Annotated in this window: 10 protein-coding genes; all 10 read left to right on the plus strand. The window is 41.5% G+C overall.

The features are described 5' to 3' along the window. Positions 1–5: 5 nt before the first annotated feature. The 10 genes from uvrA to lgt all read left to right on the plus strand — a co-directional run bounded on the left by uvrA (position 6) and on the right by lgt (position 12,005). Positions 6–2,873 (plus strand): excinuclease ABC subunit UvrA, encoded by a 2,868-nt coding sequence (gene uvrA, locus LCL91_RS10105; RefSeq protein ID WP_224882121.1) that lies wholly within the window; start codon positions 6–8, stop codon positions 2,871–2,873. Positions 2,874–2,984: 111 nt separating this feature from the next. Next, on the plus strand, positions 2,985–3,278 hold the full coding sequence (locus tag LCL91_RS10110; RefSeq protein ID WP_098445051.1) for a DUF4870 domain-containing protein: 294 nt from the start codon (positions 2,985–2,987) through the stop codon (positions 3,276–3,278). Positions 3,279–3,323: 45 nt separating this feature from the next. Continuing rightward, a complete protein-coding gene (locus LCL91_RS10115) occupies positions 3,324–4,376 on the plus strand; it encodes a DUF4097 family beta strand repeat-containing protein (RefSeq protein WP_224882122.1) in 1,053 nt (350 codons plus the stop codon). A gap of 63 nt (positions 4,377–4,439) precedes the next feature. Continuing rightward, positions 4,440–4,802: a phage holin family protein gene (locus LCL91_RS10120; RefSeq protein ID WP_224882123.1), complete on the plus strand. Its 363-nt coding sequence runs from the start codon at positions 4,440–4,442 to the stop codon at positions 4,800–4,802. Positions 4,803–4,980: 178 nt separating this feature from the next. Continuing rightward, entirely contained in the window at positions 4,981–5,541 is a 561-nt protein-coding gene (locus LCL91_RS10125; protein WP_224882124.1) for a glycerol-3-phosphate responsive antiterminator, read from the plus strand. 205 nt (positions 5,542–5,746) lie between these two features. Then, the gene (locus tag LCL91_RS10130; protein WP_224882125.1) at positions 5,747–6,574 is read left to right on the plus strand and encodes an MIP/aquaporin family protein; all 828 of its coding nucleotides are present in this window, start codon (positions 5,747–5,749) and stop codon (positions 6,572–6,574) included. 30 nt (positions 6,575–6,604) lie between these two features. Next, positions 6,605–8,101, plus strand: coding sequence for a glycerol kinase GlpK (gene glpK / locus LCL91_RS10135; protein ID WP_224882126.1), 1,497 nt, complete (start codon positions 6,605–6,607; stop codon positions 8,099–8,101). A gap of 274 nt (positions 8,102–8,375) precedes the next feature. Further along, complete coding sequence (locus LCL91_RS10140; RefSeq protein WP_255639994.1) at positions 8,376–10,049, plus strand: glycerol-3-phosphate dehydrogenase/oxidase; 1,674 nt, start codon at positions 8,376–8,378, stop codon at positions 10,047–10,049. Between the two features lie 168 nt (positions 10,050–10,217). Next, entirely contained in the window at positions 10,218–11,156 is a 939-nt protein-coding gene (gene hprK, locus LCL91_RS10145) for an HPr(Ser) kinase/phosphatase (RefSeq protein ID WP_224882128.1), read from the plus strand. A 36-nt stretch (positions 11,157–11,192) separates the two neighbouring features. Continuing rightward, entirely contained in the window at positions 11,193–12,005 is an 813-nt protein-coding gene (lgt, locus tag LCL91_RS10150; RefSeq protein WP_224882131.1) for a prolipoprotein diacylglyceryl transferase, read from the plus strand. Positions 12,006–12,040 lie beyond the last annotated feature (35 nt).

Genomic DNA, 12,040 nt, shown 5'->3' on the forward strand with positions numbered 1-12,040 from the left:
AACAAATGGCAAACGATGAGATCGTCGTCAAAGGGGCCAGAGCCCATAATTTAAAAAATATTGATGTGACGATTCCGAGAGATAAACTTGTGGTGGTTACAGGTTTATCAGGATCGGGAAAATCCTCCCTTGCTTTCGATACAATTTATGCAGAGGGACAGCGTCGCTACGTTGAATCTTTATCAGCTTATGCAAGGCAGTTTCTTGGTCAAATGGATAAGCCGGATGTAGACGCTATTGAAGGACTTTCACCAGCGATTTCAATTGATCAGAAAACCACAAGTCGTAACCCGCGATCAACAGTTGGAACGGTAACCGAAATCTATGATTACCTTCGCCTGTTATATGCAAGGATTGGTCGACCAGTTTGTCCTCGTCACGGCGTTGAAATCACGTCACAAACCATTGAGCAAATGGTCGATCGTATTCTTACTTATGAAGAGCGTACGAAGCTACAGATTCTATCGCCTGTTGTCTCAGGACGTAAAGGTGAACATGTGAAAGTGCTTGAGGATATTAAGAAGCAGGGCTATGTTCGCGTTCGTGTCGACGGTGAAATGATGGAAGTAGCTGACGAAATCACATTAGAAAAAAACAAGAAGCATTCAATCGAAGTTGTTATTGACCGGATTGTTGTAAAAGATGGCGTTCAATCAAGACTAGCAGATTCATTGGAAACCGCTCTTACTCTCGGTGGTGGTCAAGTAATTGTTGATGTAATGGGACAAGAAGAATTGCTCTTTAATCAGCACCATTCGTGCCCATATTGCGGTTTTTCGATTGGAGAGCTAGAGCCGAGACTGTTTTCGTTTAATAGTCCTTTCGGTGCTTGCCCCTCTTGTGATGGTTTAGGGCTGAAGCTTGAAGTGGACCTTGATTTAGTTATTCCGGATTGGGAGAAGTCGCTTCGTGAGCATGCACTTGCTCCATGGGAACCAGTTAGTTCAAACTATTATCCGCAATTACTTGAAAGTGTGTGCAATCATTTCGGTATCGACATGGATACTCCTGTAAACAAAATCCCAAGAGCGCAGCTTGATAAAGTGCTTTATGGCAGCGATGGAGAAAAAGTGTATTTCCGATATGAAAATGATTTTGGCCAGGTTCGCGAGAATAATGTGCCATTTGAGGGTGTTATTCCAAACGTTGAGCGTCGCTATCGTGAAACAAGCTCTGACTACATTCGTGAGCAAATGGAAGCTTATATGGCACAAAAACCGTGTCCCACATGTAAAGGCTACCGTCTAAAGAAGGAAGCTCGTTCTGTTTTAATTAACGGAAAGCATATTGGAGAAGCAACTGAATATGCGATTAAAGATGCAGCAGGATTTTTCGACCAATTGGAACTAACGGCAAAAGAAGCGACAATTGGTAAGATGATTTTACGCGAAATTCAGGATCGCCTTGGTTTCCTTGTTAACGTTGGCTTAGATTATTTAACACTTAATCGTTCCGCTGGTACGTTATCAGGTGGGGAAGCTCAGCGCATTCGACTCGCTACTCAGGTAGGCTCACGATTAATGGGTGTGTTGTATATTTTAGATGAACCATCAATTGGTCTTCACCAACGTGATAACGATCGGTTAATTTCAACTCTTCAAAATATGCGTGACCTCGGCAATACGCTTATTGTCGTAGAGCATGATGAGGATACAATGTTATCTGCTGATCATATTATTGATATCGGTCCCGGAGCGGGAGCACATGGTGGCTATATTACATCTGAAGGATCTCCGGCTGAAATTATGGATGATGAAGAATCTTTAACTGGAGAATATCTTTCAGGTAAAAAGTTCATTCCTGTGCCAACAGAGCGCCGGAAGCCTGATGGCAGGTACATTGAAATCATTGGGGCAAAAGAAAATAACCTTAAAAATACGAAAGCAAAAATTCCGATTGGTTTATTTACTTGTGTAACAGGCGTTTCTGGTTCAGGAAAAAGTACGCTGATCAATGAAATCTTGTACAAAGCGCTTGCTCAGAAGCTTCATAAAGCAAAGGACAAGCCTGGAGAACATAAAAAAATAAACGGTCTTGAGCATGTCGATAAAGTTATTGATATCGACCAATCTCCTATTGGGCGAACGCCTCGGTCGAATCCAGCAACGTATACAGGTGTGTTCGATGATATCCGTGATGTTTTTGCTCAGACAAATGAAGCAAAAGTACGAGGGTATAAAAAAGGACGGTTTAGCTTTAATGTGAAAGGCGGTCGTTGTGAAGCATGTCGCGGTGATGGAATCATTAAGATTGAAATGCACTTTTTGCCTGATGTCTACGTTCCTTGTGAAGTATGTCATGGGAAACGCTATAACCGAGAAACGCTAGAAATTGAGTATAAAGGCATGAATATCGCGGATATTCTGGAGATGACGGTAGAAGATGGACTTGATTTCTTTAAAAACATTCCAAAGATTAACCGTAAGCTTCAAACCCTTTATGATGTAGGCTTAAGTTATATTAAACTTGGCCAGCCAGCTACGACTGTTTCAGGCGGCGAAGCGCAGCGTGTGAAACTTGCCTCACAGCTCTATAAGCGATCAACTGGAAAAACGCTTTATATTCTTGATGAACCGACGACTGGATTGCATGTTGATGATATCTCGCGTTTATTGGAAGTTCTTCAACGTCTCGTTGAAAATGGTGACTCCGTGCTCATTATTGAGCATAATTTGGATGTCATTAAAACAGCGGACTATCTCATTGATTTAGGTCCTGAAGGTGGCGATGGTGGCGGTGAAGTTATTGCAACAGGAACACCTGAAAAAATTGCTAAAGAAGAACGTTCATACACAGGAAACTATCTTGCGCCAATTCTTGAGCGAGATAAAAACCGGATGAAGAAGAAACTAGAGCAAACTCAGTCAGTATAAAATGTTAAGACAGCGAATCGCTGTCTTTTCGTTTTTTTCTTATTTCTTTTTGAAACTTTCTTTTTGACGAATCGTATAGTTAGGTAGAGAATATTGAAAGGGGAAGCAATTATGTCTGTAGAAAAAGTAATGTCCTCCCTTTGTTATTTTAGCGTGTTTTTCGCACCATTTCTTTTTCCGATCATTGTTTATTTTGTTGTGAGGGATGAAGAAGTGTCCTATCATGCGAAGCGCTCGATTGTCTCTCACCTTCTTCCATTTCTTACGATCATTCTGGCTCTTTTAGCTGTATTTGTGATGGATGTCGGTGTGGTGATCATTTTAGGTTTTATCTTGTTTAGTTTACTTAATGTTGTGGTCTTTATCTGGAACATTGTAAAAGGAATTCAGGTTCTCCGGTGGTAATTGTTCAAATAGTTTAAACGAATAAACAAAAAGGAGATGTTTTGAATGAATGAAGAACGTAGAATGATTCTTAAAATGATTGAAGACGGTAAAATTTCGGCTGATGAAGGTGCTAAACTATTAAAAGCTGTCGGAACAAATGAAGGGTCAGAGGAAAGGAAATTTGAGAAGTCAACAGATACTCACACTGATCGAACCGCTCCTAGCTATAAGGTAGGGCAGTTTGTCGAATCACTTATTCAAAAAGTAAAAGATATGGATCTCGATTTTAATTTTGGTTCATCTGAAGAAGTAACTCACGTTTATGAACAACTCGAAGCTACACCAGAGACGCTTGATGTGCATGTACGAAATGGCGAAATTACATTTCAGACGTGGGAACGAAACGATGTGAAAATCGATTGTCGTGCCAATGTATACCGTGTATCGAATCAACAGGATGCAATGGATAAGCTGTTACGAGATACTTACTTTTCAGTCGACAATGGAAAAATGACGTTCAAGTCAGAACGTGCTGATGTCAAGGTGAATCTAGTGATCTATGTCCCTGCCTCTAACTATGAGGGAGTGTGGATCACGACGTTTAATGGTGATGTAACAGGTGAGAGTATTACATCAGCAAAAGCTAAGTTAAAAACAGCTAATGGGAAAATCGGTATTCGAAAATCGAACGTAAACGTACTTGAAGCTGAAACAGGAAATGGCGCGATTGTGGTAGAAGAGTCCACTGGTGAAATTTGTGAACTTGAAACGGCAAATGGTCCAATTACAATAGATGGCACATTTGTTGAGACAGACGCGCAATCAATGAATGGAGCCATTCGCCATACGCTCCAAAAAGCTGTTAATGGTCGTGCGGATTTCAAAACGGTTAACGGTACAATACAAATTGTTATCCCTAAAGGCATGAATATAAAAGGTGATCTTAAGTCGACAATCGGAGCGATTACTACGGATCTTAATAACATGAGTATTCTTCGCGAGAAAAAAGAGATTTCACATCGCTTGAAGAAGTTTAGAACAGAAGAAGAGTCTGAACACAGCTATCGCATCGAAGCGAATTCAACAGCTGGTTCAATTTCAGTTTCTTATCTTTAGAAGATCGAATAAAGGATAAAGAAACGCCTATACTAAAAAAGGTCAATGGATAGGGGGGGTATGATGCGACACTGGCTTTTAAGTTTACTTGTGAATAGCGTCGTGTTAATGGTTGTAGCAGGATATTTTGATGGTTTTATTATTCAAGGGCTCGGATCGGCTATTCTCGCGAGCGTTATCCTTTCGCTTGTGAATGTATTTATTAAGCCGTTCCTTATCCTGCTTACCCTTCCTGTGACGATTCTTACGCTAGGTTTGTTCCTGGTTGTGATAAATGCGATCACTCTTATGATTACAGCGGCGCTAATGGGTGATGCATTCGTCATTGATGGCTTTGGAATGGCAATTCTTGCTGCCATAGTAATCGGATTGTTAAATTTATTGATTGACAAGTTCATCATGGAACCGATTCGTCGGAAAGCATAATAGCACGCTCTCTTCTCGAGAGTGTGCTTTTTTTCATAGAGGAAGAACCAGACAGATGAAGGAGGAAGTAAATCTCAGTCCAAAATTAGGTTCAGTTAAGCTGTTTGGGTAGGAAGGCTCTTCCAGATGGAAGTTTCTCGTTATTCTGGTATGATGAAAAGAAAAGGAGGGATGATCGATGTCGTTTCATAACCAAAGCATCCTACCAGCGGTGAGGAAAATGCGTGATTTTGAAATATTATTAAATAGTAAATATACATATATAGTCCTTTTAGATACGCATATCGGCCAATTAAAATCAGTTATTCGGGAGGGAAATCGAGCAGGTAAAAAGATTCTATTGCACGCAGATCTTGTTCAAGGCTTACGGAATGATGAACATGGTGCTGAATTTTTATGTCAAGAAATTAAGCCAGCGGGCCTTATCTCGACAAGATCCAGTGTGCTTGGAGTAGCCAAAAGAAGAGGCATTCTCTCTGTGCAGCGCTTGTTCATGCTCGACTCGATGGCGCTCGATACGAGCTATAGTATGGTGAAAAATACGAAACCAGACTGTGTAGAAGTGTTGCCAGGTATTATTCCTCAGGTGTTTGAAGAACTTCATGATCAAATTAAAGTTCCGATCTTCGCAGGAGGATTTATTCGGACAATTGAAGACGTAGAGGCAGCGTTAAGTGGAGGAGCGGCGGCGGTGACTACATCGAAAAAAGAGTTATGGAAACATTTTCAACCGGATTGAACCACTTGACATCGCTTACATATATCTGGTTAAATTAGTTTTAGGTTAATAGCTCGTGCCTGAGATGAGGAGAACCACGCACAAATCCTGTCAGTTGATAGGAGAGATTGCTGTGGTTTTTTTTAATTTCCCTTTTAGAATGATAGAAAGAGGGAATAGGCTCAGAGAGGAGTTTTAACTAAACTCAGGAAGAAGGTGTTCCGAATTGTCTCCATTTATAGGTGAAATATTAGGTACAATGATTCTTATTATATTTGGTGGTGGCGTTGTTGCAAACGTTAACTTAAAAGATTCGAAAGCTCAAGGCGGGGGATGGATTGTCGTTGCCCTAGGATGGGGCCTTGGTGTTGCTATGGGGGTTTATGCAGTTGGTCAGGTAAGTGGCGCTCATTTAAATCCTGCTGTATCGTTAGGGTTAGCAGCTGTTGGTGATTTTCCGTGGAGTGATGTACCAGGCTACATATTGGCGCAAATGATTGGTGCATTTCTCGGTGGATGTATCGTGTACTTTCATTTTCTTCCTCATTTCCGTAGAGAAGACGATAAAGCGCTTAAATTGGCAGTATTTTCTACCGATCCTGCTATTCCGCATACGTTTAGTAACTTTTTAAGTGAGTTTATTGGAACAGCGATGCTTTTGATTGGACTTCTTGCGATTGGTTCGAATGATTTTACTGATGGACTGAATCCCTTCATCGTAGGTTTCCTTATTGTAGCAATCGGACTTTCTCTTGGTGGTACGACGGGGTATGCGATTAACCCTGCTCGAGACCTTGGCCCAAGAATCGCTCACTTTTTCTTGCCTATTCCAGGCAAAGGGGATTCGAATTGGCAGTATGCTTGGATTCCGGTTATAGGTCCCGCTTGTGGCGGAATGTATGGTGCCATTCTTTTTAAAGCGGTAACAGAAGCAACTTATAGCACTGTTTTTTGGGTATCTACTGTCATTGTAGCAATTTTATTTGCAATTCTTTATCAACTTAGTGATAAGCTTCAAGATACAGTACATGCTTCGTCTGAAGCGAAAAATTAATCATTTAATTCTATTTAGGGAGGAAACAACATGTCAAAAAAGTACATTTTATCATTGGATCAAGGAACGACAAGCTCACGTGCGATTCTTTTTAATAAGAAAGGTGAAATTGTAAACGTTGCTCAAAAAGAATTCAAGCAGCATTTTCCTAAATCTGGTTGGGTTGAACACGATGCTCAAGAAATCTGGAGCTCAATTCTTTCGGTAATGGCACAGGTTCTCTCTTCTGCTTCTGATTTATCTGCCAAAGATATTGAAGCGATCGGAATTACGAATCAGCGTGAAACAACAGTGGTTTGGGATAAAAATACCGGAAAACCGATTTACAACGCGATTGTGTGGCAGTCTCGTCAAACGGCTGGTATCGTTAAGGAGCTAAAAGATCAGGGTCATGAAGACATGGTTCGAAACAAGACAGGTCTTTTAATTGATGCTTACTTCTCTGGAACAAAGGTTAAATGGATTTTGGACAATGTAGATGGAGCGCGCGAAAAAGCGGAAAATGGTGACCTTCTTTTCGGAACAATTGATTCGTGGTTGATCTGGAAACTTTCCGGTGGAGAAGCCCACGTGACCGATTACACAAATGCTTCTCGCACGATGATGTATAACATTTATGACTTAAAGTGGGACGAAGAGTTGCTTGAAATGTTAAATGTTCCTAAATCGATGCTTCCTGAAGTTCGTCCTTCGTCTGAAGTCTACGCAAATACTGTTGATTATCATTTCTTTGGTCAAAATGTTCCGATTGCTGGTGTGGCAGGTGACCAACAAGCAGCTCTATTCGGACAGGCTTGTTATGATAAAGGAATGGCGAAAAATACGTATGGTACGGGCTGCTTTATGCTTATGAATACCGGTGAAAAAGCGGTTAAGTCTGAAAATGGTCTTCTTACAACGATCGCGTGGGGCGTTGATGGTAAAGTGGAATACGCTTTAGAAGGTAGTATCTTTGTTGCAGGATCTGCAATCCAATGGCTACGTGACGGTTTACGCATGTTTAACGAAGCACCTGAAAGTGAGCGTTATGCAGAACGTGTTGAGTCCACTGATGGCGTTTATATGGTGCCAGCGTTTGTTGGACTAGGAACGCCGTATTGGGATAGTGATGTAAAGGGAGCTGTCTTTGGTCTAACAAGAGGAACTAGTAAAGAGCACTTTGTACGCGCAACGCTTGAATCGCTTGCTTATCAAACGAGAGATGTGCTTGATGCGATGACCACTGATTCTGGCATTGACCTTAAAACACTCCGCGTTGATGGAGGTGTTGTAAATAACAACTTCCTTATGCAATTCCAGAGCGATATTATTGGTGTCCCTGTTGAACGACCAACGGTAAGTGAGACAACAGCACTTGGTGCGGCTTATCTTGCAGGACTTGCAACTGGTTACTGGAAAGATAAAGAAGAAATTAAGCAGCAGTGGATGATTGATAAGACGTTTGATCCTAAAATGAAAGAAGAAGAGCGAGAAGAGCTATATGGAGGATGGAAAAAAGCTGTAAATGCAACAATGGCTTTTAAATAATCCATTTTTCTAGGCATAGCATACAGGTTATGCTATAATGAACTTAAGTTAATAGTGTTCTGGTCGGAGAATAGGAGAAGACCACAGCGCCCAAGCATGGATTGTCATGCTCTGGTGTGTTGTGGTCTTTTTTTGTTCTTTAATCGAGTTTTTGTAGGAATGTTTAAACCAATGCTTAAGAAACCCTCTATTAGGGGTAAAGTACTGAGGAGAAGAATTATAGAAACTGAAGTTAATTAAGTAATTGTTCATATAACAAAAGGGAGTGTTCATCTTGGTTAAACCATTTTCAGGATTGCAAAGAAGCGTAGTACTTGATCAAATCGTCTCAGAGGAGCTAGATGTCCTCGTTGTAGGTGGAGGAATTACCGGTGCAGGGATTTTACTTGACTCAGCTTCGAGAGGAATGAACGCAGCTGTTATCGAAATGCAGGATTTCGCTGCTGGTACGTCAAGTCGTTCAACGAAGCTCGTACACGGTGGTCTTCGCTACCTTAAAAATTTCGAAGTAGGGCTAGTTGCTGAAGTGGGGAAAGAGCGTGCGATTGTGTATGAAAACGCGCCACATGTCACAACGCCGGAATGGATGCTACTACCAATTATTAAAGGCGGTACGTTTGGGAAGTTCTCTACTGGAGCAGGTTTGGCTCTTTATGACAGATTAGCTGGTGTGAAACGAAAAGAAAGAAGAAGTATGTTGTCGAAGAAAGAGACGTTAGATAAAGAACCGCTTCTTCGTAAAAGTGATATAAAAGGCGGCGGGTATTATGTAGAATACCGCACGGACGATGCTCGTCTAACGCTAGAAATTATGAAGGAAGCTGTTCATCGCGGTGGAAAAGCGGTTAACTATGTGAAAGCGGAACAGCTTCTATATGAAGATGGGAAAGTAGTTGGCGTTCGCGCGAAAGACGTTGTAACGGGTGAAACACGTGAAATCCGCGCGAAAAAAGTCGTAAACGCAGCGGGACCATGGGTAGATGAAATTCGCGAGCTTGATCAATCGAAAAAAGGAAAGCACATGTTCCTAACGAAAGGTGTTCACCTTGTTTTTGATCAGTCTAAATTCCCGCTCCAGCAAGCCGTGTATTTCGATACACCGTTTGATGATGGTCGGATGATGTTTGCGATCCCACGTGCTGGTAAGACGTACATCGGTACAACGGATACACAATATACGAAAAACCCTGTACATCCTCAGATGACGGTCGAAGATAGAGACTATATTGTTGATGCAGCGAACTTCATGTTCCCTGGCATTAATGTAACGAAAGAAGATGTGGAATCAAGCTGGTCTGGTGTTCGTCCATTGATTCACGAAGAAGGAAAAGATCCATCTGAAATTTCTCGTAAAGATGAAATCTTCCTTTCTGACTCTGGTTTAATTACAATTGCTGGCGGTAAACTTACGGGCTACCGTAAAATGGCTGAGAAAGTGGTCAATCTGATTACAGATCAATTTAAAGAAGAAAAATATAAAAAGTTCCCAGCTTCGACAACGAAAAACATGGTGCTATCAGGCGGGTACGTTGGCGGAAGCAAAGGTTTTAAAGAATACGCAACGGAACAAGTACGACGCGGAACTACGCTTGGTTTAAGCGTGAAAGAAGCAGAAACGCTCGTACAGCGTTACGGTTCTAATATTGAACGAATTTATCAAATCATTGAAACGATTGGAACAGAGGCAAGCTTCCATCACTTAAGTCTTGAAGTGTTCTCAACCCTTATTTATGGGATCGAAGAAGAGATGGTGGCAACGCCGCTTGATTACTTCAACCGTAGAACAAGTGCACTTTACTTTGATATTGATTGGGTCCGTCGTTGGAAAGAGCCTGTCATTGAGTACATGGCGAAGCGACTTAACTGGTCAAACGAAATGAAGCAAGCACACATTCAGGAACTCGATAAGCAAATGCACGATGCGGTTGTACCGTTGAAAGTAAAATAAGACTTAAAAAACCGGAGCAGATGCTTCGGTTTTTTTGTTGGGGTCGGGAGGTGCGTAATCCCTATCATAAATTGGTTTTAATCTATATGTGCTTTGAAATAGGAAATGGTACAATAGGGGAAGTTGAATTGGAACCGTTGCTTTGGTTCATACATAGGAGGTTTACGAATGGTTAAAGTTCGTATGAAAGATGTGATTGAAAAGTTCAATTTAGAATTAGTGAGTGGTGAAGAAGGGATCCATCGACCGATCACAACGAGTGATATCTCACGTCCAGGACTTGAAATGGCAGGTTTTTTCACTTATTATCCTGCAGAGCGTTTGCAGCTACTTGGAAAAACGGAGATGTCTTTCTTTCATGGTCTCACTGAGGAACAAAAGATGGAGCGTATGCAAAAGCTTTGTACAGACGAGACACCAGGTATCGTACTTTCGAGAGAAATGGACGTTCCTGAAGAACTGATTCAGGCATCGAAAGAAAAGGATGTTCCCATTATACGGTCAACGATGACAACCACTCGTTTGAGCAGCCGTTTAACAAACTATCTTGAAAGTCAGCTTGCGCCGAACACGGCTATCCACGGCGTGCTTGTTGATATTTATGGTGTCGGAGTTTTAATTACGGGTTCAAGTGGTGTTGGAAAAAGTGAGACAGCTCTTGAACTTGTAAAACGTGGCCATCGGCTCGTAGCTGATGATTCAGTAGAAATCCGCCAAGAAGCAGAAAATACGCTTGTAGGAAGTGCTCCTGAATTAATTCAACACCTTCTAGAAATTCGCGGCCTTGGAATCATTAACGTTATGACGTTATTTGGTGCAGGTGCAATCCGAAACTATAAGAAGATTTCTCTTGTTATGAATCTTGAACTTTGGGATTCTAAGAAAGTGTATGATCGCCTTGGGCTTGAAGAAGAGTACATGAAAATCATTGATTCAAATGTGCCAAGACTTGTCGTACCTGTTCGACCTGGCCGAAACCTTGCCATTATTATTGAAGTAGCGGCGATGAACTTCCGTTTGAAAAATATGGGGATGAATGCAGCGAAACAATTTTCAGAACGATTGACGCGAGAAATTGAAGATGGGGACGAACACGATAGCATCTAATCTTAAGTAGGATATCGATAAAGGAGAGACAACGACATGTTAGCCTCAATACAGCCACTTGATCGTGTCGCGCTAGAGCTTGGACCGATCTCAATCTACTGGTATGGCATCATCATTGCACTAGGTGCTTACCTTGGTTTGCTTTTAGCCATCAAGGAAACACAAAGACAGGGATTGCCGAAAGAAACGTTTGTTGATTTAATCTTATGGGCTGTACCGATTGCAATCATTTCTGCCCGTATTTACTACGTCACGTTCCAATGGAGCTATTATAAAGATAATCCAGGTGATATCTTTGCGATTTGGGAAGGTGGAATTGCGATTCACGGTGCTCTGATTGGTTCCGTTATTACCGCAATCATTTTCACAAGAAAGCGTGGTCTCTCTTTCTGGAAAATTGCTGATATCGCTGCACCAAGTATCCTTCTTGGGCAAGCAATTGGTCGCTGGGGAAACTTTATGAACCAGGAAGCACATGGGGGGCCTGTTACAAGAGCGTTTCTTGAAAACCTGATGCTGCCAGAATTTATTATTAATCAAATGTATATTGACGGTACGTATTATCACCCTACGTTTCTATATGAATCCCTTTGGAACTTAGCTGGCGTTGTGTTGCTTGTGATTCTGCAACGAACGTCAGTGAAGAAAGGCGAAGTTTTCCTTTCTTACGTTATTTGGTATTCATTTGGACGCTATTTTATTGAAGGATTACGAACAGATAGCCTAATGTTAACCGAATCGCTTCGAGTGGCACAGGTAATCTCAGTCGTATTGATTATTGTATCGGTTGCCTTGATTATTTATCGACGCAAGGTGATGAAAGCTAAGCCATATAACGAAAAAAGCTAGGAGGCGTGTCAGTGTGGGGATTTTGCGACGTGGTT

Origin of the sequence: Guptibacillus hwajinpoensis (assembly GCF_020171785.1) — a bacterium.
In the GTDB taxonomy this organism is placed as follows: Bacteria; Bacillota; Bacilli; order Bacillales; family Guptibacillaceae; genus Guptibacillus; species Guptibacillus sedimenti.

What these genes read in the sequence shown, in the direction of transcription:
- uvrA (WP_224882121.1), top strand. Translation starts at nt 6, where the DNA reads ATGGCAAACGATGAGATCGTCGTCAAAGGGGCCAGAGCCCATAATTTA.
- LCL91_RS10110 (WP_098445051.1), top strand. Translation starts at nt 2,985, where the DNA reads ATGTCTGTAGAAAAAGTAATGTCCTCCCTTTGTTATTTTAGCGTGTTT.
- LCL91_RS10115 (WP_224882122.1), top strand. Translation starts at nt 3,324, where the DNA reads ATGAATGAAGAACGTAGAATGATTCTTAAAATGATTGAAGACGGTAAA.
- LCL91_RS10120 (WP_224882123.1), top strand. Translation starts at nt 4,440, where the DNA reads ATGCGACACTGGCTTTTAAGTTTACTTGTGAATAGCGTCGTGTTAATG.
- LCL91_RS10125 (WP_224882124.1), top strand. Translation starts at nt 4,981, where the DNA reads ATGTCGTTTCATAACCAAAGCATCCTACCAGCGGTGAGGAAAATGCGT.
- glpK (WP_224882126.1), top strand. Translation starts at nt 6,605, where the DNA reads ATGTCAAAAAAGTACATTTTATCATTGGATCAAGGAACGACAAGCTCA.
- hprK (WP_224882128.1), top strand. Translation starts at nt 10,218, where the DNA reads ATGGTTAAAGTTCGTATGAAAGATGTGATTGAAAAGTTCAATTTAGAA.
- lgt (WP_224882131.1), top strand. Translation starts at nt 11,193, where the DNA reads ATGTTAGCCTCAATACAGCCACTTGATCGTGTCGCGCTAGAGCTTGGA.